Consider the following 24,316-nt stretch of genomic DNA (forward strand, 5'->3'; position numbering starts at 1 on the left):
AACGGCGCGGTGCCGGGGGCGCGCGTCCACGTGTCACAGGTGATCGACAAACCGGCGGGCCTCTTCGTCCGTGGCGTTACCGTTTGCAGCGACGTAGACCGCCTAGGTGGGGGAACACCAAAGAATGCGCGCACTGCGAATACTGCTGATTGTTGTTGTTGTGCTGGGTGGGCTCTTCGTCATCGCCGACCGGGTTGCCGTGCACTTCGCCGAGGGTGAGGTGGCGGACAAGCTGCGGAGCAGTGAGAACCTCGCCAGTACGCCCGATGTGTCCATCAAGGGCTTTCCGTTCCTGACCCAGGTCGTGTCCGGGGAGCTGGACGATGCCGAGGTCGGGATCAAGGACTACGAGGCGGCCGCCGGGAGCGCCGGCGAGACCATTCGGATCGATGACATCAAGGCGAACTTCAAGGGCGTCTCGTTCTCCGGGGACTACAGCTCCGCCACGGCCGCCACGGCGAGCGGTACGGCGTCCATCTCCTACGACGAGCTGCTCAAGGCCGCCAAGTCCGACCCGACGGAGATCTTCACCGGGGTGACCGCCGAGGTGGTCGGGCTCTCCGACGGGGGCAACGGCAAGATCAAGGTGAACGTCAAGGTCACGGCGCTGGGCAAGTCGACCACCTACCCCGTGCTCAGCACGGTCACCGTGGCCGGCGACACCGTGAAGGTGCACGCCGACAACCTGCCGAACCTGGTCGTCGAGGTCGCCGAGGGCAAGGTGCGGTCGATCACCGACTTCGAGCAGAAGATCGACGATCTGCCCGGCGGCATCCAGCTCGACAAGGTCGAGGCCGCGCCGGACGGTGTGGAGGTCACGGTGAAGGGTTCGAACGTCGAGCTGGCCGGGTAGGACCGCGTTCGGCGGACGGCGAGTGTCCGAGGGGCGAGACGGGCCGTCCGTCATGGTGGGTGTGATGACGGCCACCGGCGTCCGGAAGCCGTGCGAACACGGTCCGGGCGCTGATCCAATCCCACATCGCGGACGATCGCGTCTCAAAATACGACACGCCGGTGACATGGCTGGTAGTCCGTCCCTACGATCGACGGCATGAAGCGACAGGCGGATCTCACAAAGCGGCGGGCAGTGGACCTGTGCCGCGTTGCCGCCATGCTCTGTCGCACTTTCTGAGCGGAAGCGCCGAGCGCCGTCCGCATCCCCTCGCCCTGATCCCAGGGCATCCGTGCGCCGAGGCCCCGTCGGCCCGCGCACGCCTCACAGCCGTATGCCCCGCCGTAACTGCCCCGGAGGAGAAAGAGCATGAGCCGCAGCGACGTCCTGGTCGACGCCGACTGGGTCGAGGCCAACCTCGACAACCCGAACATCGCGATCGTGGAGGTGGACGAGGACACGTCCGCCTACGAGAAGAACCACATCCGCAACGCGATCCGTATCGACTGGACCAAGGACCTCCAGGACCCGGTCCGCCGTGACTTCGTCGACCAGGAGGGCTTCGAGAAGCTCCTGTCGGCCAAGGGCATCGGCAACGACACCCTGGTGATCCTCTACGGCGGCAACAACAACTGGTTCGCGTCGTACGCCTACTGGTACTTCAAGCTGTACGGCCACGAGAGCGTCAAGCTCCTCGACGGCGGCCGCAAGAAGTGGGAGCTCGACGCCCGCGAGCTGGTCGAAGAGGTGCCCGAGCGCCCGACGACCGACTACAAGGCCAAGGCCCAGAACACCGCCATCCGCGCCTTCCGCGACGACGTGGTCGCCGCGATCGGTTCGCAGAACCTGGTCGACGTGCGCTCGCCCGACGAGTTCTCCGGCAAGCTGCTCGCCCCGGCCCACCTGCCCCAGGAGCAGTCGCAGCGTCCGGGTCACGTCCCGTCCGCCCGCAACATCCCGTGGTCGAAGAACGCCAACGACGACGGCACCTTCAAGTCGGACGACGAGCTCAAGGAGCTCTACGCCGAGGAGCAGGTCGACCTCGCCAAGGACACCATCGCCTACTGCCGCATCGGCGAGCGCTCCGCGCTGACCTGGTTCGTGCTGCACGAGCTGCTCGGTGTCGAGAACGTCAAGAACTACGACGGCTCCTGGACCGAGTACGGCAGCCTCGTCGGCGTCCCGATCGAGCTCGGCGCCAACAAGTAAGCAGACCCCGTCCCACCCCGACCGGCCTTCCTTCCGGTCAGACCTTCTGAATCTGGAGAAAGACATGTGTGGAGCGAAGGCCGGCGGCCCCGACGCCTCGACGATCAAGCCCGGTGAGACCACGATCCAGGGCCAGGTGACGCGTGACGGCGAGCCTGTGGTGGGCTACGTCCGCCTCCTGGACTCGACCGGCGAGTTCACCGCCGAGGTCCCCACCTCCGCGACGGGCCAGTTCCGCTTCTACGCGGCCGAGGGCACCTGGACCGTCCGCGCGCTGGTGCCGGGCGGGACCGCCGACCGTACCGTCGTCGCCCAGCAGGGCGGCCTCGCCGAGGTCGCGATCGCCGTCTGAGCAGGCGTGACCGAACGGCCGAAGGGCCGCACCCCCCAGGGTTGGACTCCAGGGGGTGCGGCCCTTCGGCCTTTCCGGGGCCCCCGGCCTACGCTGGAGTCATGCTGGCGCGTCGACGGCACGTCTATTTCGCCATGATGGGCACCTGCGTCGGGCTCTTCGTCCTGGCGTGGGGTGTCGTACGGCTGTGGTCGATCCCGGTCGCCGTGGGGATGTGCGTGGTCGCCATGGTGATCCCGCCGGTCGCCGCCATGGTCGCCAACCGGCGCGGACCCGACGACCGTTGGTGGGACGACCCCTCCGGCGATCCCAAGTCCGACGAGTGGTGGGACGAGCTGGACGGGAAGAAGCGGCGGCAGTAGGAAGGGGCCCATGTCGCCCATGAGGTTGTCGACCGTCGTACTCGACGCACCGGACGCCCGTCAGCTCGCCCGCTTCTATCAGCGCCTGCTCGGGTACGTGGTGCGCGAGGCGGAAGCCGACTGGGTGCTCATCGGGCCGCCGGGCTCAGGGGTGGGGCTCGCCTTCCAGACCGAGCCCGCGTACGTGCCGCCGGTCTGGCCCGGCCGGGAGCCCGGTGCGCAGCAGATGATGCTGCACCTCGACATCGAGGTCGACGATCTGGACGGTGAGAGCGCGCGAGCGCTGGCCGAGGGGGCGACGCTCGCCGCGTACCAGCCGCAGGACGACGTACGGGTGCTCCTCGACCCGGCCGGGCACCCGTTCTGTCTGTGGACGCCGGAGGCTCAGTAGACGAGCGCCTGCGTCTCGTCGCCCAGCGCCTCCTGCACGAACACCTGCGCGCCCGCGATCCGTACGCCCTCGATGACGTCCTTCTCCGTGATGTCCCGGCGGGCCGCGCACTGGGTGCACAGGGTCAGCGTGCCGCCGGCCAGGACCGACTCGATCAGGTCGGGGAGGGGGGCCGCGTGCGGCAGCTCGAACTCGGCGGCCCGGCCCGGCAGCGCGAACCACGCGGACTCGCCGGTCAGCCACAGGGAGACCTCGACCCCGCTGGCCACGGCAACCGCCGCCACCGTGAACGCCTGCGAGCAGCGTTCGGGGGCATCGGCCCCCGCCGTCACCTTGATCACGAGCTTCTTCGCCATGACTGAATCGTAATCAACGCGGCTACAACCCAGGTCGCGGGCCGTGAGTCTCCTGTGCGCACATATGGAATGTGCACTTCACGTTCTGTGGGGGGACGTCTTGGAAGTACCTGAAGTTCAGGAAATCCCGGTACCTGACGAGGTGCCGGAAGTGCCGGAACAGCTCGAGGCGGCAGTGGCGCCCCGGCCCCGGCGGCGTGGCCGCACCACGCTGATCATCGCCGCGGCCGCCGTGCTCGGCGTCGTCGCCGGCACCTGCACCGGGTTCGTCGTGCAGGCGAACCGCGAGCCCACCGCGCTGCCGCCGCTGTCGCAGCCGGTCGTCAAGCAGGCCAAGGGCGAGGTCGAGCCGCTGTCCGCCGCCCAGGACCGGCACGTCAAGGTGAACGGCGATCTGCGCAAGCTGCTGCTCAAGAAGCCCAAGGGAGCCCGGGAGCCCGACTTCGCGGCGGGCGTCGACGGCTGGATGGACATCGCCGAGTACGCGGACCTCTACGAGAAGCCGCAGAACGCCTTCGGCAACCTCGCGACCGACGAGTTCCGCCGGGCCGCCGTCACCGACTGGCTGGTCGGCGGCACGTACAGCGTCGAGATCGTGCTCACGCAGTTCCGCCAGGAGCGGGGCCTGACGGCCGCCGACTACACCGCGAACGAGCAGGACTTCGCCGGTGACGAGGACGACACCGACAGCTGGCCGGTGCCCGGGACCGGTGACGGGTGGGCGTACGTCCACAACAAGCCGGACACGAAGCCCGGTTATCTGCCGCTGTACTCCGCCGAGGCGATGGCCACGCGCGGCGACATCGCCATGACCGTCTGGGTCTACGACACCAAGCCCATTCCCAAGAAGAAGATCATGGACCTGGCCAAGCGGCAGATGGAGCGGCTGTGAGCACCGACAACCCCGAGGTCCTCCAGAGCCCTGACAACCCCGAGGTCCTCCAGAGCCCCGTACCGGACGGGACACCGGTGCCGGACGCGCCGCCCGTACCAGATGTGCCGCCCGTACCGGACGAGCCGCCCGCGCCCGTCGCGAAGAAGCGTTTCCCCCTTCGCCGCGTCGCCACCCTCACCGGCTCCGTCCTTCTCCTCGGCGCCGTCGTCGGAGGCACCGGCTACACCGTCGTGACCGTCCAGGACGCCGACCGGGACCCCGGGAAGCCGAGCTGGAAGTTCCCCAAGGCCGCCGCGGACAAGGACGCCCCGGAGGCGAAGGGGCTGCGCGGAATGCTGCTGCCCTACGAGGCGAACGGCTTCTCCCAGGGCCCCGACATCGACGAGTTCGGCGCCGACGCCGAGCTGAGCGGCCGGCAGGCCACCGCCCTGCGCAAGGAGTCCCTCAAGGGCCTCCCGCCCGCCGACCGGCGGAAGCTGGAGAAGCAGATCGACCGCCAGCGCATCAAGGGTGTCGTGATGCGCAGCTACCTCAACGCCAACGGCTACGCGGTCTACGACGACAAGGTGTCCTCGGTCAGCGTCACCCTGACGCAGATGGAGAGCCAGGCCGCCGTGCGCAACAGCTCGACGTCCGAGATCGAGTTCTTCGAGGCCCTCGGCATCATGCGCAAGGGCCCGAAGATCGACGGCCACAAGAACGCCAAGTGCTTCCTCGCGCCCAAGGACAAGGACGAGAAGATCGACTGGATGTTCTGCTCCGCCTACGTGGGTGACGTCCTGGTCGCCGTCAACGCGTCCGGGGTCGCCCCCCTGGACAAGGACGGGATCTCCACCTTCGTCGGCGCCCAGCTCGACCGCATCGACGACCCGGGGAAGGCCGTATGACCACCGAACAGCAGCCGATCGGGGAGATCTCCGAGGTCACCGACGTCACCGAGGTCACCGGGGCCGCGGAGGCGGGCGCCGAAACCACCGAGGGGGCCCCGGCCGCCCCGCCCGTCAAGAAGGACCGCCGGGTGCTGCGGGCCGTCCTGCGGTGGACCGCCGCCGTCGTGGTCTTCGCCGCGGCCGGGGCCGGGACGGCGTACGGGATCACGCGGATGGAGCGGACGGACGTACCGGGACTCGCGACCGAAACGGACGGACGCTGGGAGTATCCGCCGATCGTGCAGCCGCCGCTGCCCTCCGGCAGCCCGAGGCCCTTCGGCAAGGCGAACTCGGCCAACTCCCACTACGCCGACCTGCGCGCACTGCTCCTGCCCGCGCCCAAGGGCGCCAAGGCCGACAAGGCGCTCGACGGCGAGGACGGCTGGCTGGCGCGGAAGGACTTCCTCGCGGTCTACGAGGACAAGGACGACCGGGACGCCATCGGCCAGCTCCTGACCGACCAGGGGTTGCGGCACGTCGCCGCCCGGGGCTGGACCACGGCCGACGGCACCCACACCCGGATCTACCTGCTTCAGTTCGACACGGCGAGGGTCGTCGACTCCCTCCAGGAGAACAGCTTCACCGGCTACGACGCCCCCCAGTTCGCCCTGAAGGGCGCCTCCGAGGTGCACATCGACGAGGCGTTCCCGGAGAAGGCCGAGGTGGAGAACGTACGGCACTACGCATACGGCGAGGCCAAGCCGTACGGGGCGGAGCAGGTACGGGAGGCGTATCTGGTCTCCGGCGACGTCCTCGGGCTGGTCGTGCAGTCGCGGAAGGGCTCGGCGGCTGCCGTGCCGTTCCAGCAGACGGTGGTGCTCCAGAGCCAGCTGCTGGGCTGAGGCGTGCGTCGGGGAGCCGTGAGGCCTACCTCGCAGAGAAGGGCGGGCCCCGGCCGACTAAGCTGGGGCCCGGCTCTAGTACCGCCCATAACCGCTCAGCAAGGAGCACCCCGTGCTTGAGGCATTCTTCGAAGCCCTGCTCGTCCTGGTCTGCGTCGGCGTCCTCGCCTTCGCCGGGCTGACGGTGAAGAAGCTGTACCAGGGCCAGCGCTGACCCGAAGCTAGGAACTGTAGAAGCTCATGATCGAGATCCCGTCCGACCTCCACAAGGACCTCGTCCCCCTCGTCTTCCTGCTCGGCAACTGGGCGGGCGCGGGTGTGCACGACTTCCCCGGCTCCGAGAAGTGCAACTTCGGGCAGGAGGTCACCTTCAGCCACGACGGCCGTGACTTCCTGGAGTACCAGTCCCACACCTGGGTCCTGGACAACGACGGGAACAAGGTCCGTCCGCTGGAGTCCGAGCACGGCTTCTGGCGCGTCGACGCCGACCGCAAGGTCGAGGTCACGATGGTCCGCGACGACGGTGTCGTCGAGATCTGGTACGGCGAGCTGGCCAAGCAGAAGCCGCAGATCGACATCGTCACGGACGCGGTGGCCCGTACGGCGGCCTCCGGCCCCTACAGCGGTGGCAAGCGCCTCTACGGCTACGTCAACAGCGACCTGATGTGGGTCGGCGAGAAGCAGACCCCCGAGGTCGAGCTGCGCCCCTACATGTCCGCGCACCTGAAGAAGGTCGTCACCCCGGAGGACGTCGAGCGCTGGGCCAAGGCCCTGCCCGATGACATGCCTGACGACGGCATCGCCTTCTTCAAGTAAGCATTCGCTCAAGTAGTCATACACTCGTCGGTGTGGTGAGCACCGACTGGAAGAGCGACCTCAGGCAGCGCGGCTACCGGCTGACGCCGCAGCGGCAACTCGTGCTCGAAGCCGTGGACACCCTTGAGCACGCGACCCCCGACGACATCCTCACGGAAGTGAAGAAGACCGCGTCGGGGGTCAACATTTCCACCGTCTACCGGACGCTGGAGCTCCTGGAGGAGCTGGGCCTGGTCAGCCACGCCCACCTGGGCCACGGCGCGCCGACGTACCACCTGGCCGACCGCCATCACCACATCCACCTGGTCTGCCGCGACTGCCAGAACGTCATCGAGGCCGACATCAAGGTGGCGGCGGAGTTCACCGCGAAGCTGCGCTCGACCTTCGGTTTCGAGACGGACATGAAGCACTTCGCGATCTTCGGCCGCTGCAAGGACTGTTCCCTGAAGGCTTCAACTACCGAGTCGTAGGCTTAGGCGTATGAAGAGCCCTCTGCTGTCCCTGCCCGGCGCCGTCCCCGGCGAAGGCGTGGACGAAGACGTCGCCGCCCACTACGGCGACCTGTTCCGCGAGCAGCGCGCCCTCGCCGAGGGCACCGGATTCGTCGACCTCTCCCATCGAGGGGTCATCGCCGTCACCGGCGACGACCGGCTCAGCTGGCTGCATCTGCTGCTCACACAGCATGTCGCCGAGCTGCCCGTCGGAGAGGCCACTGAAGCGCTGGTGCTGTCCGCCAACGGCCATATCGAGCACGCGCTGTATCTGGTCGACGACGGCGCGACGGTCTGGATCCACGTGGAACCGGGCACCCAGGAGGCGCTGCTCGCCTACCTGGAGTCCATGAAGTTCTTCTACCGCGTCGAGGTCACCGACCGCACCGCGGACATCGCGGTGGTCCACCTCCCGGCGGGCTCCATCGCCGAGGTGCCCGAGGGCGTCGTGGTCCGCGAGACGGCGTACGGCCGCGATCTGTTCCTGCCCCGCGAGGACCTGGAGTCGTACGCGGCGAAGACCGGCCCGGCCGCCGGCCTCCTCGCCTACGAGGCGCTCCGCGTCGAGCAGCACCGCCCCCGCCTCGGCTTCGAGACCGACCACCGCACCATCCCGCACGAGCTGGGCTGGATCGGCACCGCGGTCCACCTCCAGAAGGGCTGCTACCGCGGCCAGGAGACGGTGGCCCGCGTCCAGAACCTGGGCAAGCCCCCGCGCCGCCTGGTCTTCCTGCACCTGGACGGCAGCGAGGTCCACCTCCCGCCCGCCGGCACGGACCTCCGCCTCGCGTCCGACGGCCCCGACGGCCGCAAGATCGGTTTCATCACGACGTCGGTACGGCACCATGAGCTGGGGCCGGTGGCGTTGGCGTTGGTGAAGCGGAACGTGGCCGTGGACGCGCCGTTGGTGGCGGGGGAGACGGCGGCGGCACAGGAAGTCGTGGTCGAGCCTTAGGGCTTGGCCGGCCCAGGGCTTTGGGCCCCTGGGTTCCCGACCTCAGATCTCCAGCAGGACCGTGAACGGGCCGTCGTTCGTCAGGGACACCCGCATCTGGGCGCCGAACCGGCCCGTCGCCACCGTCGCGCCGAGGGCGCGGAGCTGGGCGACGACCTCCTCGACGAGGGGCTCGGCGATGTCGCCGGGGGCGGCGGCGTTCCAGGTGGGGCGGCGGCCCTTGCGGGCGTCCCCGTACAGGGTGAACTGGCTGATGACAAGCAGGGGAGCGTCGGCGTCACTGCACGACCGCTCCTCGTGCAGCATGCGGATCGACCAGAGTTTGCGGGCGAGTTGGGCCGCCTTCTCCTTGGTGTCCTCGTGCGTCACCCCGACGAGGACACAGAGCCCCTCGCCGCTGATCTCCCCGACCGTCTCGCCGTCGACCACGACACTCGCGCCGTCGACCCTCTGCACCACTGCACGCATGGCCCCATGATGCCGTGCGGGCGGCGGCCCACCCGCACGGGGCTTCTCAATGATCCTTACCCCCCATCTGGGCCGTTCGGGGGCACTCGGTCACATAGCGGCCACTTGGGGTGGCACGATGCTCACACACGGCGGTCGAGGGGACGGTAGAGGCACATGAGCACACCGAGTACCGAGCAGCCACCCGAGTCCGCGGTCAGACCACCCGCGCAGCGGCTGCCCGTGGACCCGCCGGAGCCCGACCTGGCCGTCCTGAACCTGCCCGCGCTGCGCACGCTGCGCCGGGACGCCCAGCGTGACGAGGCGGACCTCAGCTATGTGCGGCGTCTGCTCCAGGGCCGTATCGACATCCTGCGCGCGGAGCTGGCCCGGCGTTCCCCGGCGGGCGAGGGCTCGGTCGTGGACCGGCTCTCGGAGATCCTCACGGACGCTCCGGCCCGCCAGCGCTCCTCCGCCCGCCACGTCACGCTGGGCACCCCGCACAACGAGGAGTACCGCCGCCTGGCCGCCGACATGCTCGCCGAGGTCGAACTCTCCGACCTCGCCGCCCGCACGGACGCCGAGCTGAACGAGGCGATGGGCCGCCTGGTCCGCTACGAACAGCAGGTCTCCCGCCGCCGACAGCACCTCCAGCGCACGACGGACGAGTGCAGCGGCGAGATCGCCCGCCGCTACCGGGAGGGCGAGGCGCAGGTGGACGACTTGCTGATGTGAGGGGGAGCAGGCTCGCCGACGCCGCTCCCTATCTCTCAGCCCGTCCGGCGTTCGAGGACGAGGCCCTTTCGGGGCCGACAGCGGGGGTCTGGGGGCGGCAGCCCCCAGTGATGGGACGGGTAGGGGCGGCGGGGGCGAAAACTGTTGTGGCCCGCACCCACCACCCCCCTACCGTGACCCCATGACCACCCGCCGCCCGCACTCCGCCATCGACGTCCGCCCCCTCACCGAGGCCGACATCCCCGACTGGACCCGCGCCCTCCACACCGGCTTCCTCCGCAGCCCCACCCCCACCCAGCAGGAGATCGACTCCCGCACCGGCTACCTCCTGGCCCACCGCACCCAGGGCGCCTTCGACACCGACCGCTGCGTGGCGACGTTCCGCTCCTTCGACCAGCAGCTCACCGTCCCCGGCGGCAACCAGATCCCCGCCGACGCCATCTCGAACGTCGCCGTCACCGCCACCCACCGCCGCCGCGGCCTCCTGACCCGCATGATGAGCAAGGACCTCACCGCCGCGAAGGACCGCGGAGACGTCGCCGCCACCCTCATCGCCGCCGAGTACCAGATCTACGGCCGCTACGGCTTCGGCCCCACCACCTGGATGACCGAGTGGACCGTCGACGTCCCCCGGGCCGGCCTCGACCCCCGCTGGTCCACCCCGGACGACGGCGGCCGTATCGACCTCGTCGACGCCGAGGACGTCCGCAAACTCGGCCCCGAGCTGCATGAGCGCCTGCGCCGCGTCCAGCCCGGCGCGGTCAGCCGCGACGACCGCTGGTGGCAGGTCAACACGGGTGTCGTCCACCTGGAGCCCACGCCGTGGGCGGAACCCTTCTACGCCCTGTACCGCTCCCCGTCCGGTGAGCCCGAGGGCCTGGTGTCCTACCTCTGCGACGACACCTGGCACGACAAGCAGCCGCACGACACGGCCCAGGTGAAGTGGCTGATCGCGACGACCCCCGCCGCCGAACGCGCCCTGTGGCACTACCTCTGCTCGATCGACTGGGTCACCCAGGTGAAGACCGGCTGGCGCGCCCCCGACGACCTGCTCCCCTTCCACCTCCCCAACCCGCGGGCCGCGAAGGCCACCACGCAGGCGGACTGGCTGTGGGTGCGGCTGCTGGACGTCGTACGGGCGCTGGAGGCGCGGGCGTACGACGGGGAGGGCTCCCTGGTTCTGGAGGTGGCCGACGCGGCCGGGCTGGCCGGGGGGCGTTACCGGCTGGAGGCGGCGGCGGACGGCGCGTCCTGCGTGCCGACCGGAGAGAGCCCCGAACTCACCCTGGACGTCGCCGACTTGGCGGCCCTGTGGCTGGGCGACGAGTCCGCCGTACGGCTCGCGGCGCTGGGCCGCGTCCGGGAAGAACGAGTGGGCGCCGCCCAGGTGGCCGACGCCCTACTGCGTACGTCCAGGCGACCGTGGTGCCCGGACATGTTCTGAGACCTCCCTCCGACGACGGACGACAAGGACGAATCCGTAGCTGTTGCTGTTGAGTTGTGAGGCTGTGCTTGTGGAGTTGTGGCTGTGCTTCAGAAGCCGATGTTCAGTTGTCGATGTTCAGTTGTGACTGTGCTGTCTTCCGCTGACCGAGCGGGCTCCCGGCTCCCCTCCGGAAGGGAGCCCGATCGGCCGGACTGACGTCGGACGTGGGCGGTCCGGTCAGCCGGACTGGGCGAGCAGCATCACGAGGATCGCCGCTCCGAGGCCGCCCACCATGGTGTTCCTGGCCTTGACGCCGACCGTGAGCAGCAGGAAGGCGATGATGCCCATCGGCCCCCATTTCCACTGCACGAGCTGCTCGAATCCGATGGCTAGGGCGGCGATGGCGATGGCGAACGGCATGACGATCCCCCCTGGGCGAAGCATGGTGTCGTGCTGCGTGTCGTGCGCGGTCGGCTGGCGCCAACCCCCTTGAAGCTTGACCATGTTGTGCAAGTTGGTAACCAACTTCACTGTACTTATCTCCGCTTGGAAGCGTCTCATAACCACCTTCCCTCGAACTGCCCAAAGATGGCGGGAAGTTGTAGTGTTTGGTCGTGGACCCGAAACCCGTCTCCGTCAATGGGCCGGAGAAGGCGCAGCGGTCACAGAGGTCACCCCGCGAGGTGGCCGACGAGCTGCGTTCCCGCATCCGGTCCGGTGAGCTGCGGCCGGGTCAGCGCATGCCCACCCAGGCCAGGCTGGCGGACGAGTTCGAGGTGGAGCGCGGAGCCGTACGGCAGGCCCTGCGCATCCTTCAGTCGGAGCAGCTGCTCACCAACGTCTCCAAGGGCAGCCCCGCGACGGTCGCCACCGACCTCGGCAGGGCGCTGACCGGCCCCGGAGCCCCGCCGCTGCCGACGATGGTCGCCCTCGCCCCGCGCGTGGCCGCCGCCTTCGCCACCCCGCACGTCGAGATAGACGCCCTGTGTCTGACCTCGGTCTCCTTCAACCTCGCCCTCGGCGAACCGCTGCGCCAGATTCACGCCGGACGACTGAAACCGGCCAAGGTCGACGTCCGTGTCCTGCTGCCGAGCCGGGACATCGAGCTGGCCTTCCCGATCCCCGTGGACGCCTCGACGGACGGCAGGGTGCAGCGCCGCTGGCTGTCCCAGCGCAACGCCCAGGGGCAGGTGCTCCGGCACAACCTCCTGGCCCTGCGCGCCACCCACGGCATCGACGTCAAGGTCACCTTCCGGGCCCTGCCCTTCACCCCGCCGGTGAAGCTCTACCTGCTCAACAACACGGAAGCCCTCTTCGCCTACTACACGCTCACCAAGCGCGAGGAGGAGATCGACCACGAGCAGCTGGTGATGTACGACGCGGAGGGCACCCAGTCGATGCTGTTCGCCTTCGAGCAGGGTGCCGGGCTGCGGGACACCACCTTCGTGGAGCAGTCCCATCTGTGGTTCAACGCACTGTGGGAGACGATCAGTTCGGAGCTGACGCTCACGAGCTGAGGTCTCCCACAGGGGTGGATCCAAGGGGACCCGGGTGGTTCCTCTTCATAGGGCGGGCCCCGCGACGAGGAGGGCGAGCATCACGGCGCCGACGGAGCTCAGGGCCGGACTCTTGGCCTTGACGCCGACGCTGAGCAGCAGCAGGCCGAGGATGCCGGCGGCGCCGTACTTCCACTGGACGGTCTGCTCGACGCCGACGGCGAAGATGGCGGAGAGGAGGTAGATGGCGGGCATGTGGTTCCCCCTTAGGGCGTGAGGCGGGGCGGTTGGGCTACAAGGAGGCAAAACTTCCGCCAACTTGGAGAAGTTGGCAACCATCTCTGATGTAGTTGTCCCCACTTGGTACCTACTCCGAAACAACTCTCAAGCAACTCCCCATAGATGGACGAGAGTTGTAGCGTTTGGTCGTGACCCAGGAGAACGTGGCATTGAACGGCAGCAGAAAACTCTCGCCCCAGGAGATCGCCGACATCCTCCGGGACCGGATCCGCGCCGGCGATCTGAAGGCGGGCGACCGCCTGCCCACCCAGGCGGAACTCGCCGAGGAGTTCAACGTCGAACGCGGCACCGTCCGCCAGGCCCTGCGCGCCCTCCAGGAGGACGGCCTCCTCAGCAACGTGAGCAAGGGCAGCCCGCCCCGGATCGCGCAACCGGCACCGGTCAGGGGGGCGCCGCAGCCGACGATGGTCTCGCTCGCGCCCAGGATGACCGAGGCCTTCTCGGCGGCACGGGTACGCGTGGACGTCGTGAGCCACACCTCCGAGACCCTGATGCTGGCCCTCGGCGACGCACTGCGCCAGATACACGAGGACAGGATCCGCCCCCAGTCCATCGAGTTCCGCGTCCTGCTGCCGTCCCGGGACATCAACCTCGCCTTCCCCGTCCTGGTCGAGCGGGACGGCGAGGAGGACCCGGTCCACCAGCGCTGGCTGAAGATGCGCAACGCCCAGGCCCACGTGCTGAAGCACAACCTCAACGCCGTCCGCTCCACCCACGGCATCGACGTCACGGTCACCTTCCGCGCCCTGCCCTTCACCCCGCCGGTGAAGATGTACCTGCTCAACGGGGACGAGGTACTGCTCGGCTACTACATGCTCGAACGCCGCGAGGAGGAGTACGAGAGCCAGACCCTGGAGATGTACGACGTCCTCGGCTCCCGCTCCGTCCTCTTCTCCTTCGTGAAGGAAGCGGGCCAGCGCGACGCGGCGTTCGTGGAGGAATCCCAGAAGTGGTTCGACGCCCTCTGGGAAACCATCACGACGGACCTGACACTCTCCTAGTGACTCCTGATACGGCGCAGACTGATTCGGTGGCAGAAGAGACAGCGGAACTGCGAGAAGTGATCAAGCAGGCCAAGGTCGTGCTGTGGGACTTCGACGGCCCGATCTGCCAGCTTTTCGCGGGGCATTCGGCGGAGCGCGTGGCGACGGAACTGGTCGAGTGGCTGGAGAGCCGCGGCCTGCACGGTCTGGTGACGGAGGACGAACGGAAGTCCCTCAATCCTCAGGTGATCCTGGCAGCCGTCGACCGACGGCACCCGGACAGCGACCTGGTCGCGGAACTGGAGGAACGTCTCACCAGGGAGGAGTTGCGCGCCGCGTCCTCGGCCCGGCCCACCATCTACGCCGACCCGCTGATACGCACCTGGACGGCCGTGGGCGCCCGGTTGGCCGTTACGACCAACAACTCACCCAAGGTGGTCCGCGCTTACCTGAACGGCCGCGATCTGCTTCCGTGCTTCGCCCCCCACATCTACGGCCGTACCCAGGACCTCAACCACCTCAAGCCCAACCCGCACTGCCTCAATCGCGCGCTCAACGCGACGGGTACGGCCCCCTCCGAGGCCCTGATGATCGGCGACTCCTCCTTCGACTACGTCGCCGCCCACAGGGCGCGCGTTCCGTTCGTCGGCTACGCGCGTAACGAGGACAAGGAGCGGGAACTGAGGGCGGCGGGAGCCATGGTCGTGGTGCGCTCGCTGGACGTGATCCAGTCCATGGTGAAGAGCCGGCCCTGAGTCATCGGAGCCGGGCCCAAGACACATCGAGTGCGTTGGAAGCACCTCGCCAGGTGACTCCCCGGACTGGCCGGAAAGACCGGCCGCATGCGATAGCATCCCCGAACCGCTTGAGCCAAACGCTCGGTCCCGCGCGTGTAATGGGTGAGAACACCTCATCCTCGGCCGGCCTGACGAGGTAGAGAATCCACCACCCGTAGTGGCTACTCGAGCTCGGCTCTGGTCGTGCCTGATAAAAACGGCAATTACTGTTGCCTTGCCGTACCTACCTCCCTCGCGCGAGTCATCCGGAGCGGCCCGTGGGCCCATCACCCCGTCCCCGTCCTCACCACGGGGGACGCGTCAAGCCTGGCGTCGTCGAGGCCTTCGTGGCCCTGGCCACGCGCGGAACCCCGGTTGCCGACGGACCGCACGGGCGGGTGTACGAACTGCCGTTGTCGCACGCGATGGCGCCCCTGGCGGGTCTCGCGGCCGGCACCCCCGTGATCGTGCGGGTCCGGCACCCCGAGACGCGGTCCACGAGCATCAGGACCTGGCCCTACGAGGCGCAGGTCGTCCGAGCGGTCCGTGCCGTGCTGTCCGGTGTGCCGGAGCGCCTTTTCGGGGCCGAGGACTTCGTCGTCCACACCGCTGTGGACGGTCTCCCGCTCTCGGAACTCTGCGGTGACGACAAGCACGTCGACTCCCCGATCGTCGACTCCCTGACCGAGCAGCTCGCCCGGCTGACCCAGGTGCGGGGCACCGCGCTGCCGTCCCTGCCGGCGGACTGGCCCGGCAACCACACGGACCGTCAGGGGTTCCTGCGCATCCGCGCCCTCATGGCGCACCGGCAGGTCGTCCAGCCCCATTGGACCGCGTTCGGTGGCCTGTTCACCGCCCTCGGTGTCCCGGCGGACGCCATGCTGCGGCTGGCCGAGCAGGCTCCGGTCATGTCCCGGCGGCCGTACAGCGTGCTCCACACGGCCCTGAGCCGGGACAGTCTGATCATGCCCGGCGACGGCGGTCCGCCCGTCCTCGTCGACTGGGAGTCGGCGACCTACGGCGATCCGCTCTACGAACTCGCCGCCCATCTCGTGCGCATGCGCTACCCGACGGAGCAGTGGGACGAGGTGACCGAGTCGTGGGCCAAGGCGATGCGGTCGCCGCGCCCCGCGGCCGTCAACGGCCTGAGCAGGGATCTGCGGCACTACATCGCCTTCGAGCGGGCGCTGTCCGTGTACCAGACGGTGATGACGGCGGCGCGTTCCCTGCTCGACGCCGTCGGCGAGCAACGGCTGGACGAGGCGACGGGGCGGGTGAGCCGGGCCCTGGAGGAGGGGGCGCGGTCGCTCGGCCTCGGCGGTGTTCCGGGCGAGCCCGAGCTCAGGCGGATCCTCTTCCGGTGGCAGACGGCCAGGAACGGCGGCCACGGCCTGTCGTTCCGTATCAGCGGACGGAGTCAGGACCCGCGCTCTGCCGAGCACCCCGACTTTCCCCGCTCGGCCGTGCGCGAGGCCCTGATCGCGGAGGGCGCCGCACCCGCCGGCCGGGTCTTCAAGGGCACCGGGCACCTCAACTCGGTGGTGCGGGTTCCCGGGGTCGACTTCCCCGTCGTCGTACGGCGCAAGGTGGCCAACGTCTGCCGACGCGAGCGCGGCTTTCTGAGTGAGCACGCGGTGCTGCGGGCCATCGAGCAGTCGGGGGCCGCCGTGGCGGTGCCGAGGTTCCTGGCCCTGGGGTCCAGCTACGAGGGGGAACCTTTCGCCATCCACACCTACGAAGGGCCGCAGGACACGGACCAGCCGCCCAACCACCCCGTGCACGGCCTGCTGCCGCACGAGGCGGACGGGCTCGTGGCCCAACTGCACGCCCTGACCACCGTGGACTACAAGCAGCTCGACCCCGCCGCGGGCCAGGGCAACTTCTATCCCTGGCTGAGCGAACAACTGGTCCTGCTCGTCGGCGGGCTGCCGAAGGAGTCCCAGCAGCTGGCCCGGATCCTAGGTCTGCCCGATGCCGCGCGCCTCCGCGAGATCCTGAAGCGGCACCGGGTGAGCCACCGCACGCCCACCCTGCTGCACGGTGACCTGAACCCGTGGAACCTGGTGCGCCGCCCCGGCAAGCGGGCGCTGACGATCATCGACTGGGAAATGGCCGTCGTGGGCGACCCGCTCTACGACCTCGTCCGGCACATGCACCTCACCCCGACCCGCCCGGAGATCCGCGAGCGCATGTTCCGTCGTTGGTCGAGCCTGCTGTCCCCCGAGCACACCGTCGCCTGGGAGCGGGACTGGGACGTCTACCGCTGGATCGAGATCGTGCGCTCCGCGTACATCGACCTCGACCGCCTCGTCACCGGCGCGAGCCTGGACGCCCCCAACGTCCGCCGGGCACTGGACTCCTACGCGATGACGCTGGCGTCGGCGACGGCGTCCCTCGGTCTCCCGGCGCGCTCGACGGCCAGTCCGCACCTGGCCCGGGCGCTCGCGTAGCCACCGCGCGACGGCCCCGCGACGGCCGGCACGGCCCGTGCCGGCCCGTGGGGTCACATCTGCAACACCACCTTCCCCACCACCCCCCGCCCCTCGATCCGCGCATGCGCCTCCCCGGCCCGGTCCACCGGGAACACCTCCCCGACCACGGCCCGCAACCGCCCCGCCGCGGCCTCCTCCAACGCCCGTGCCATGAGCCGCCGTACCTCGGCCGGCCCGAACTGCACGTCGCCGATGCCGAACACCTTGATGCCCCGCCGCCCGGCCTCAGCGCTGTCGACGCTCGCGAAGCCGCCGGTCGGCGCGCCGTGGGCGGAGAAGCGGCCGGTGTCCGCCGTCAAGGCGAGGGCCGCCGCCCCCAGTTGGCCGCCCACGCCGTCCAGGACCACGTCCGCCCCGTCTCCGCCTAGCGCCTCGCGAGCCCGTTCCGGCCAGTCGGCTCCCGCGATGTCCACGGCGGCCGTAGCCCCCAATTCCCTTACCAGCGCCAGCTTTTCCGCACCCCGGGCCAGGGCCGTCACCCGAGCGCCCCGGGCCCGCGCCAGCTGGACCAGCAGCGTGCCCATCCCGCCCGACGCGCCCAGGACGAGGACCCGGTCGTCGGCGCTGACGGCCGTCAGCTCCAGCAGGCCCGTCGCCGTCACGCCGTCGTGGACCAGGGCCGCCGCCGTGAGGAGGTCCAGGCCGGCCGGGACCTCCGTGAGAGACGGGACCGGTGCCGTGGCCTTCGACGCGTAGCTGCCGGTGACGAGGGAGACGACCCGGCGGCCCCGCCAGGCCCCGTCCACGTCCGGACCCACGGCGGCGACGACTCCGGACACGCCGCCGCCGGGGACGTACGGCGGTGTCGTCGGGAAGTACTCACGGCCCCAGCCCGCCCGTAGCTGCGTCTCCAGGAAGATCGTGTCGGCGTACGCGACCTCGATCAGCACCTCGCCCGGGCCGGGGGCCGGGTCCGGGAGGTCCACCGGGACCAGCGTCTCCGTGCCGCCGAACCCCTGCACCTGTGCCGCTCGCATGAGCTGCCTCCGTCGTTCGTCGTCGATGTGTCCGTGCGGGCAGTCTTCGACCTCGACCGGACTTGAGGTCAAGGGCGCCGGGCAGGGGCGTTGACGGGCTTCTGCCGCGGCGCCCTTACGCTCGACCCCATGGACGAGATCGGGCTGCGCGAACGCAAGAAACAGCGGATGTACGAGACGGTCTCCGAGATCGCGATCCGTCTCTTCCTGGAGAAGGGCTACGACGCTGTTCCGGTGACGGAGATCGCCGCCGCGGCCGAGATCTCCAAGCCGACCCTCTTCCGCTACTTCCCGGCGAAGGAGGATCTCGTCTTCCATCGCATCGCCGACCACGAGGACGAGGCCGCGCGGGTGGTACGGGAGGGGCGGGGGGCGCCGCTGGAGTCGTTGCGGCGGAACTTCCTGGAGGGGGTCGAGCAGGCCGATCCCATCACCGGGGTCAACGATCACCCCGCCGTCCGTGCGTTCTACGAGCTCCTCTACGGCACGCCCGCGCTCGTCGCCCGTATGTACGCCCACCTGGAGCGTTCCGAGGAGGCCCTCGCCGCGGCCCTCGGCGGTGACCTCGACGCGCGGCTGGCCGCCGGGCAGATCATCGCCGTACGCCGCGTCCTCGCTCAGGAGAACTGGCGGCGGATCGGGGCGGGGCAGGCCGCCGACGAGGTGCGGGCGGCGGCGCTCGGGGACGCCGAGCGGGCCTTCGATCTGCTGGAGGCGGCGCTGCCGCGGTACTCCTAGCCCAGCGACGGTGGGCAGCGGATGATGCTCGGTAAAAAATTTAACTCGGTAACGAAATGCCGGTAGGCTCGTTCCCATGACCTCACCCCACCCGGCCGCCCTCCCCGCTCTCCCCTCCCTTCACCTCGAACGCGCCCACCACGACGCCTGCCGCGCCGCCCTCGCCGCCATGGTGGACGGCGCCCAGGAGCAGGTCGTCGTCGGTGAGAACGTCTCCGCCTCCGGGGCCGACGCCGAAGTCCTCGGGTACCAGCTGCGCAGCAAGGCCAAGGAGATGCGGGAGCTGCCCGAAGGGCCGTTGTTCTTCGGCCGGCTGGACTTCGACGGCGGTGAGCACGCCGGGCAGGCCTACCACGTCGGCCGGCTCCGGATCAGCGAGCACCCCGCCGCCCCGCCCCTCGTCGTCGACTGGCGCGCCCCCGTCTCCCGCGCCTTCTACCAGGCGAGCGCCCACGACCCGCAGGGCGTCGCCGTGCGGCGGCGGTTCGGGTGGGCGCCGGGGAGCAAGGGGGAGTCGCGGGACCTGACCGGTCACGAGGACGAGCACCTGAGCCGGGGAGAGGACCGCGCCAGCGACATCCTCGTCCGCGAGATCGAGCGCCCCCGCGTCGGCCCCATGCGCGACATCGCCGCGACCATCCAGCCCGAGCAGGACGATCTCGTACGAGGTGATCTCGCCGTCTCCGTGTGTGTGCAGGGCGCTCCGGGGACGGGGAAGACCGCCGTCGGGCTGCACCGGGCCGCCTACCTCCTCTACACCCACCCGCAGCGCATCCGGCGCGGCGGCATGCTGATCCTCGGGCCCAACCGCACCTTCCTCTCCTATATCGCGGAGGTGCTGCCCGCCCTCGGCGAGACCGGCGTACGGCAGGCCACGCTGCCCGAGGAGATCGGCCGGCACCCGGTCACCGGCCACGACGACGCGCGCGCCGCCGCGCTGAAGCACGACCCGCGGATGGCCGAGGTGCTGCGGCGGGCGCTGTACGCGCGCGTGTCGGCGGCGAGGGCCGAGGAGATCGCGATTCCCGAAGGGGCGTACCGGTGGCGGGTGCCGGCCGGCGAGTTCGCGCGGATCGTGGCCGAGGTGCGGGCCGAGGAACCGCCGTACGCCGTCGGGCGCGAGCGGGTGCGGACACGGGCGGTCGGCCACCTCCGGGCGCTGGCCGAGCGGCGGGCCGGGCCGCCGCCGTACGCGTGGGTGCGCAAGATGTCGACGGCGGTCAGGCCGTACGTCGACGCCGTCTGGCCGCGGGTGCGGGCGGAGGAGGTCGTCGCCGAACTGCTGGGGACGGAAGGGGCGTTGGCCGTGGCCGCCGAGGGTCTGCTGGACGCCGACGAGCAGCGGGCGCTGCTCTGGGCCAAGCCGCCGCGGTCGTGGAAGTCGGCCCGCTGGTCGGCCGCCGACCTCGTGCTCCTCGACGAGGTCGGCGGGCTGATCGAGCATCCGGAGGGGTACGGCCATGTCGTCGTCGACGAGGCGCAGGACCTCTCCCCGATGGAGTGCCGGGCCATCGCCCGGCGGGCCGCGTTCGGCTCGTTGACCGTGCTGGGGGATCTGGCGCAGGGAACCACGCCGTGGGCGGCCCGCAGCTGGGGCGCGCTGCTCGCCCACCTCGGCCGGCCCGACGCCGCCGTCGTGCCGCTGACCACCGGGTTCCGGGTGCCGGAGGCGGTCGTAGGGCTCGCCAACCGGCTGCTGCGGCACCTGGACGTCGACGTGCCGGAGGCGCGATCCCTGCGCGGGGACGGGGAGTTGAGGATCCGGGAGGCGGGGGACGACCTCACCGGCGCGACGGTCGCCGCCGTGCGCGACGCCCTGGCCCGGGAGGGTTCGGTGGGCGTGATCACGGCCGACGCGGACGTGCCCCGGGTGCGGGCGGCCCTCGACGCGGCCCAAATCCCGGCGGCCGGCCCCGACGACCTGGGCGCCCGCCTGACCCTGGTCCCGGCCTCGCTGGTCAAGGGGCTCGAGTACGACCATGTCGTGGCCGTCGAGCCCGCGGCGATCGCGGAGGCGGAGGAACGGGGGCTGCACCGGCTGTACGTGGTGCTCACGCGGGCGGTGACGGGGCTGGAGGTGGTGCATGGACGGCCGTTGCCGTTCCAGCCACTCCCGTAAGTGGCGTGGCACACTTTTGCAAGCGGGTGCTTGCAACAGTTAGCGGTCGTGCGGCACAGTGGAGGCATGGCATCGCTGAACGTCGGCAATCTCGGTGAGTATCTGCGCGAGCAGCGGCGCAACGCGCAGCTGTCGCTCAGGCAGCTCGCCGACGCCGCCGGGGTGTCCAATCCGTATCTGAGCCAGATCGAGCGCGGGCTGCGCAAGCCGAGCGCGGAGGTCCTCCAGCAGGTCGCCAAGGCGCTGCGGATCTCCGCCGAGACGCTGTACGTCCGGGCCGGGATCCTCGACGCGGAGCGGGACCGGGACGAGGTGGAGACACGTGCCGTCCTCCTCGCCGACCCCACGTTGAGCGGGCAGCAGAAGCAGGTGCTGCTCCAGATCTACGAGTCCTTCCGCAAGGAGAACGGATTCGGGACCGACGCCGACACCGAGGCCGTCGAAGCCGACGGCACCACCGGCATACAGGACCGCGGCGACGACGCCGCGCCTGGCACCCGCACAGCCGACGGCGGCGACGCCGATCCGCAGCAGACGGCCAGTTGAGGCGGACGCACACCGATGCGGACGCACGACCGACACAGAGGCCACTGACCGCGGAACCCAAAACCCTCATCTGCAAGCGACCCGGGAGAACCATCACCATGGCCATCACCGACGACCTCCGCAAGACCCTCAGCGACCCCACCCCCCTCTACTTCGCCGCCGGCACCGCCGACCTGGCCCTCCAGCAGGCGAAGAAGGTCCCCGGCATCGTCGAGCAGCTGCGCGCCGAGGCCCCGGCCAAGATCGAGGCCGTCCGCGGTACCGACCCCAAGGCCGTCCAGGAGAAGGCCGCCGCCCGCGCCAAGGAGGCCGGTGCCAAGGCCAAGGAGGCGCAGGAGTCCCTCCAGGCCAAGGTCGGCGAGTTCATCGCGAGCCTCGACGGCGACATCAAGAAGCTCGGCAGCACCCTCGACGCCGATCTGAAGAAGTTCGGCGAGAGCGCCCAGGACTTCGCCCTGCGCGGCGTCGGCGTCGCCGCCGAGTACGCCGTGAAGGCGCGGGAGACCTACGAGAAGGTCGCCGAGCACGGCGAGCAGGCCGTGAAGACCTGGCGTGGCGAGGCCGCCGAGGAGATCGAGGAGCTGGCCATCGCCGTCGAGCCGAACGCCGAGCCCGTCGAGGTCAAGGCGGAGCCCAAGCCGGCCGCCGCCGCTCCGGCTCCCGCGCCCGCTGCCGCTTCGGCGCCGGCGAAGAAGACGGCCGCCAAGAAGGCTCCGGCGAAGAAGACCACCGCCAAGAAGACGACGCCGCCCGCGAAGTGACGACGGGCGCAGCTGTACAACGGGCCGGGCACCTCGGGGGTGTCCGGCCCGTTGTACGGGTACGGTGACCGCGTAATGACGAGCCGAGTCAGGTGGTGGACGTTGTGCTGATGCAGGGTTTCGCGGGATTGATGTGGCTGCTCTACCTCGCGATGCTGGCCTTCGCGGTGGTGGCCTTCGTGATGGCCGCCCTCTTCCGTGAGGACGCGTACCGCGCGGCCGACAAGCAGGGCAAGGGCTTCTGGCTGATCATCCTCGGCATCGCGGTGGCCGTGAACCTCCTGGTCCCGATGCTCTTCCTCCAGCTCGCCGGCCTGGTCGCGTCCATCGTCTTCTTCGTGGACGTCCGCCCGGCGCTGCGCCAGGTGTCCGGCGGGCGGGGCCGCAGGGGCGGCGGTTCGAGCAGCGACGGCCCGTACGGCCCGTGGAACGGCGGCCGGTAAAGGCTTTTCAGGGCGCGGGGCTGTTCCGATGCACGGCTCCGCGCGGGCGCGGCCAGCCACAACGGACGCGCACCCGGCACACCACAGGATCCAAAACGGCGCTCAGGCCGCCCGATCCAGCAGCACCACCGCCACGTCATCGGCCAGCTCGCCCCCGTTGAGCTCCCGCACCTCGTTCACGGCGGCCCGCAGCAGCGCCTCGCCCCGCAGCCCCTCCCTCAGCTGCCGGCGCACCATCTCCACCATGCCGTCCTGCCCGAGCCGCTCCCGCCCCGCCCCGATGTGCCCCTCGATGAGCCCGTCGGTGTAGAGCATCAGGCTCCACTCCCGCCCCAGCTCCACCTGCATCCGCGGCCAGCGGGCCCCGGGCAGCAGCCCGAGGGCGGGACCGTTGTTGTCGTACGGCAGCAGTTGTGCCGGCCGCCCCGGGCGGGCCACCAGCGGCGCCGGATGCCCGGCGAGGCACAGCCCGGCCCGGCGTCCGTCCGGCGCGATGTCGACCGTGCACAGCGTCGCGAAGATCTCGTCGTCGGCCCGCTCATGCTCCAGGACCTGCTGGAGCGTCCCCAGCAGCTCGTCACCGCACAGCCCCGCGAGGGTCAGCGCCCGCCAGGCGATCCGCAGCTCCACCCCGAGGGCCGCCTCGTCGGGCCCGTGCCCGCAGACGTCGCCGATCATGGCGTGGACGGTGCCGTCGGAGGTCCGTACGACGTCGTAGAAGTCACCGCCGAGCAGGGCGCGCGAACGCCCCGGCCGGTACCGGGCGGCGAACCGGAGAGTCGAACCCTCCAGCAGCGGTGTGGGCAGCAGCCCGCGCTCCAGGCGCCGGTTCTCCTGCGCCCGTACCCGGCCCTCCGCGAGCCGCCGCTCTGCGGTGTCGGAACGTTTCCGCTCCACGGCGTAACGGATCGCGCGGCTCAGCAGCCGACTGTCCAGTTCGTCCCGGAAGAGATAGTCCTGGGCGCCCACGCGCACCGCTTCGGTGCCGCGCTCGGCGTCGCCGGAGGCGGTGAGGGCGATCACGGCGTGCCGCGGGGCGAGCTGGAGCACGTGCTTGAGCACGGCGAGCTCGTCGTGGTCGTCGCCGCGCGCCGGGGCCGGCAGGGCCAGGTCGAGCAGGATGCAGTGGACGTCGTCGGTGAGCAGGCGCTCGGCCTCGGTGAGGTTGCGGGCCGTGCGGACGCGGATGGGGTTGCCGGCGGAGTCCAGGAGCTCGGGCACGAGCGTCGAGCCGCCGGGATCGTCCTCGATCACCAGCAGCGTCAGAGGGGTGCCGTGGTGCTTCTCGACCGTGCCGTCCTTACGCGGGGCCTCGTCCTTCGCAGGGCCGCCGAGGGGGCCGCCGACCGGGCCGCCGACTGCTGTCGCGGCCTGCGCCTGACCACCTTCCACGGCCGGGATCGCTCTCTGCCGCGGTACGGGTACGGGCATCGTCTTGGGTTCCTTCCCTCCCCCCGAGGGCATGGTGGGGCGAGGGACCTCGACCCACCGACGGGGACCATAGCGGTAGTCGGCGTCGCAACGGAATGGTGCACGGCACGCGGCTCCGCAGGCGGCCACTGTCATATGCCGCGTTCCCTACCGCAG

General features: G+C 70.3%; 29 protein-coding genes. 23 read left to right on the plus strand and 6 right to left on the minus strand.

What is annotated here, in order from left to right:
- Positions 1-124: 124 nt before the first annotated feature.
- The 6 genes from OG866_RS23670 (at position 125) to OG866_RS23690 (ending at position 3,206) form a co-directional block, all read left to right on the plus strand.
- Positions 125-853, plus strand: a complete 729-nt coding sequence (locus tag OG866_RS23670; RefSeq protein ID WP_329337558.1) for an LmeA family phospholipid-binding protein — start codon at positions 125-127, stop codon at positions 851-853.
- Positions 854-1,051: 198 nt separating this feature from the next.
- The gene (locus tag OG866_RS45265; protein WP_350310325.1) at positions 1,052-1,132 is read left to right on the plus strand and encodes a putative leader peptide; all 81 of its coding nucleotides are present in this window, start codon (positions 1,052-1,054) and stop codon (positions 1,130-1,132) included.
- A gap of 129 nt (positions 1,133-1,261) precedes the next feature.
- Positions 1,262-2,101: a sulfurtransferase gene (locus OG866_RS23675; RefSeq protein ID WP_329337560.1), complete on the plus strand. Its 840-nt coding sequence runs from the start codon at positions 1,262-1,264 to the stop codon at positions 2,099-2,101.
- A 64-nt stretch (positions 2,102-2,165) separates the two neighbouring features.
- Positions 2,166-2,453 carry a DUF1416 domain-containing protein gene (locus tag OG866_RS23680; RefSeq protein WP_007382995.1) on the plus strand — a complete coding sequence of 96 codons (288 nt, stop codon included), beginning with the start codon at positions 2,166-2,168 and terminating at the stop codon, positions 2,451-2,453.
- Between the two features lie 101 nt (positions 2,454-2,554).
- Positions 2,555-2,815, plus strand: a complete 261-nt coding sequence (locus OG866_RS23685) for a DUF3099 domain-containing protein (protein WP_329337562.1) — start codon at positions 2,555-2,557, stop codon at positions 2,813-2,815.
- 10 nt (positions 2,816-2,825) lie between these two features.
- Entirely contained in the window at positions 2,826-3,206 is a 381-nt protein-coding gene (locus tag OG866_RS23690; protein WP_329337564.1) for a VOC family protein, read from the plus strand.
- Here the strand turns inward: OG866_RS23690 and OG866_RS23695 are convergent.
- The gene (locus tag OG866_RS23695) at positions 3,200-3,562 is read right to left on the minus strand and encodes a DsrE family protein (protein WP_329337566.1); all 363 of its coding nucleotides are present in this window, start codon (positions 3,560-3,562) and stop codon (positions 3,200-3,202) included. The genes OG866_RS23690 and OG866_RS23695 overlap by 7 nt on opposite strands.
- Before the next feature lie 151 nt (positions 3,563-3,713).
- On the opposite strand from OG866_RS23695, the gene OG866_RS23700 reads away from it, so the two are divergent.
- The 6 genes from OG866_RS23700 to ygfZ all read left to right on the plus strand — a co-directional run bounded on the left by OG866_RS23700 (position 3,714) and on the right by ygfZ (position 8,490).
- Positions 3,714-4,454: a hypothetical protein gene (locus OG866_RS23700; RefSeq protein ID WP_329337568.1), complete on the plus strand. Its 741-nt coding sequence runs from the start codon at positions 3,714-3,716 to the stop codon at positions 4,452-4,454.
- Positions 4,451-5,344, plus strand: coding sequence for a hypothetical protein (locus OG866_RS23705; RefSeq protein WP_329337570.1), 894 nt, complete (start codon positions 4,451-4,453; stop codon positions 5,342-5,344). Before OG866_RS23700 ends, OG866_RS23705 begins: the two co-directional genes overlap by 4 nt.
- On the plus strand, positions 5,341-6,228 hold the full coding sequence (locus tag OG866_RS23710; protein ID WP_329337572.1) for a hypothetical protein: 888 nt from the start codon (positions 5,341-5,343) through the stop codon (positions 6,226-6,228). The genes OG866_RS23705 and OG866_RS23710 overlap by 4 nt, the downstream gene beginning before the upstream one ends.
- A 240-nt stretch (positions 6,229-6,468) precedes the next feature.
- On the plus strand, positions 6,469-7,044 hold the full coding sequence (locus tag OG866_RS23715) for an FABP family protein (protein ID WP_329337573.1): 576 nt from the start codon (positions 6,469-6,471) through the stop codon (positions 7,042-7,044).
- 32 nt (positions 7,045-7,076) lie between these two features.
- Positions 7,077-7,514 carry a Fur family transcriptional regulator gene (locus OG866_RS23720; RefSeq protein ID WP_194085150.1) on the plus strand — a complete coding sequence of 146 codons (438 nt, stop codon included), beginning with the start codon at positions 7,077-7,079 and terminating at the stop codon, positions 7,512-7,514.
- Between the two features lie 10 nt (positions 7,515-7,524).
- On the plus strand, positions 7,525-8,490 hold the full coding sequence (ygfZ, locus tag OG866_RS23725) for a CAF17-like 4Fe-4S cluster assembly/insertion protein YgfZ (protein WP_329337576.1): 966 nt from the start codon (positions 7,525-7,527) through the stop codon (positions 8,488-8,490).
- Between the two features lie 42 nt (positions 8,491-8,532).
- Here ygfZ and dtd read toward each other — a convergent pair whose 3' ends face one another.
- Entirely contained in the window at positions 8,533-8,958 is a 426-nt protein-coding gene (gene dtd, locus OG866_RS23730; RefSeq protein WP_329337578.1) for a D-aminoacyl-tRNA deacylase, read from the minus strand.
- A gap of 156 nt (positions 8,959-9,114) precedes the next feature.
- On the opposite strand from dtd, the gene OG866_RS23735 reads away from it, so the two are divergent.
- Positions 9,115-9,672, plus strand: a complete 558-nt coding sequence (locus OG866_RS23735) for an RsiG family protein (protein WP_329337580.1) — start codon at positions 9,115-9,117, stop codon at positions 9,670-9,672.
- Positions 9,673-9,853: 181 nt separating this feature from the next.
- The gene (locus tag OG866_RS23740; protein WP_329337582.1) at positions 9,854-11,116 is read left to right on the plus strand and encodes a GNAT family N-acetyltransferase; all 1,263 of its coding nucleotides are present in this window, start codon (positions 9,854-9,856) and stop codon (positions 11,114-11,116) included.
- Between the two features lie 219 nt (positions 11,117-11,335).
- Here OG866_RS23740 and OG866_RS23745 read toward each other — a convergent pair whose 3' ends face one another.
- Positions 11,336-11,518, minus strand: a complete 183-nt coding sequence (locus OG866_RS23745; protein WP_329337584.1) for a hypothetical protein — start codon at positions 11,516-11,518, stop codon at positions 11,336-11,338.
- A 188-nt stretch (positions 11,519-11,706) separates the two neighbouring features.
- Here OG866_RS23745 and OG866_RS23750 point away from each other — a divergent pair, with 188 nt between their 5' ends.
- Positions 11,707-12,615 (plus strand): winged helix-turn-helix domain-containing protein, encoded by a 909-nt coding sequence (locus OG866_RS23750; protein WP_329337585.1) that lies wholly within the window; start codon positions 11,707-11,709, stop codon positions 12,613-12,615.
- Between the two features lie 45 nt (positions 12,616-12,660).
- On the opposite strand, the gene OG866_RS23755 is transcribed toward OG866_RS23750, so the two are convergent.
- The gene (locus OG866_RS23755; protein ID WP_329337587.1) at positions 12,661-12,849 is read right to left on the minus strand and encodes a hypothetical protein; all 189 of its coding nucleotides are present in this window, start codon (positions 12,847-12,849) and stop codon (positions 12,661-12,663) included.
- Between the two features lie 167 nt (positions 12,850-13,016).
- Here OG866_RS23755 and OG866_RS23760 point away from each other — a divergent pair, with 167 nt between their 5' ends.
- The 3 genes from OG866_RS23760 (at position 13,017) to OG866_RS23770 (ending at position 17,103) form a co-directional block, all read left to right on the plus strand.
- Positions 13,017-13,895 (plus strand): GntR family transcriptional regulator, encoded by an 879-nt coding sequence (locus OG866_RS23760; RefSeq protein WP_329337589.1) that lies wholly within the window; start codon positions 13,017-13,019, stop codon positions 13,893-13,895.
- A gap of 29 nt (positions 13,896-13,924) precedes the next feature.
- The gene (locus OG866_RS23765; protein ID WP_443063556.1) at positions 13,925-14,632 is read left to right on the plus strand and encodes an HAD family hydrolase; all 708 of its coding nucleotides are present in this window, start codon (positions 13,925-13,927) and stop codon (positions 14,630-14,632) included.
- Positions 14,633-15,000: 368 nt separating this feature from the next.
- Entirely contained in the window at positions 15,001-17,103 is a 2,103-nt protein-coding gene (locus OG866_RS23770; RefSeq protein WP_329337592.1) for a phosphotransferase, read from the plus strand.
- 53 nt (positions 17,104-17,156) lie between these two features.
- On the opposite strand, the gene OG866_RS23775 is transcribed toward OG866_RS23770, so the two are convergent.
- Entirely contained in the window at positions 17,157-18,122 is a 966-nt protein-coding gene (locus tag OG866_RS23775; RefSeq protein ID WP_329337594.1) for a zinc-binding dehydrogenase, read from the minus strand.
- A 129-nt stretch (positions 18,123-18,251) separates the two neighbouring features.
- On the opposite strand from OG866_RS23775, the gene OG866_RS23780 reads away from it, so the two are divergent.
- From OG866_RS23780 to OG866_RS23800, 5 genes are all read left to right on the plus strand, one after another.
- Positions 18,252-18,860, plus strand: coding sequence for a TetR/AcrR family transcriptional regulator (locus OG866_RS23780; RefSeq protein WP_329337595.1), 609 nt, complete (start codon positions 18,252-18,254; stop codon positions 18,858-18,860).
- Between the two features lie 76 nt (positions 18,861-18,936).
- Positions 18,937-20,979, plus strand: coding sequence for a HelD family protein (locus OG866_RS23785; protein ID WP_329337597.1), 2,043 nt, complete (start codon positions 18,937-18,939; stop codon positions 20,977-20,979).
- 66 nt (positions 20,980-21,045) lie between these two features.
- Positions 21,046-21,525 carry a helix-turn-helix domain-containing protein gene (locus tag OG866_RS23790; RefSeq protein WP_329337599.1) on the plus strand — a complete coding sequence of 160 codons (480 nt, stop codon included), beginning with the start codon at positions 21,046-21,048 and terminating at the stop codon, positions 21,523-21,525.
- Between the two features lie 98 nt (positions 21,526-21,623).
- Positions 21,624-22,286 carry a hypothetical protein gene (locus OG866_RS23795; protein ID WP_329337601.1) on the plus strand — a complete coding sequence of 221 codons (663 nt, stop codon included), beginning with the start codon at positions 21,624-21,626 and terminating at the stop codon, positions 22,284-22,286.
- A 110-nt stretch (positions 22,287-22,396) separates the two neighbouring features.
- Positions 22,397-22,729: a DUF2516 family protein gene (locus OG866_RS23800; protein WP_228049618.1), complete on the plus strand. Its 333-nt coding sequence runs from the start codon at positions 22,397-22,399 to the stop codon at positions 22,727-22,729.
- A 102-nt stretch (positions 22,730-22,831) separates the two neighbouring features.
- Here OG866_RS23800 and OG866_RS23805 read toward each other — a convergent pair whose 3' ends face one another.
- Positions 22,832-24,160 (minus strand): PP2C family protein-serine/threonine phosphatase, encoded by a 1,329-nt coding sequence (locus OG866_RS23805; protein WP_329337603.1) that lies wholly within the window; start codon positions 24,158-24,160, stop codon positions 22,832-22,834.
- Between the last annotated feature and the right edge of the window lie 156 nt (positions 24,161-24,316).

Source organism: Streptomyces sp. NBC_00663 (genome assembly GCF_036226885.1).
Lineage (GTDB): Bacteria > Actinomycetota > Actinomycetes > Streptomycetales > Streptomycetaceae > Streptomyces.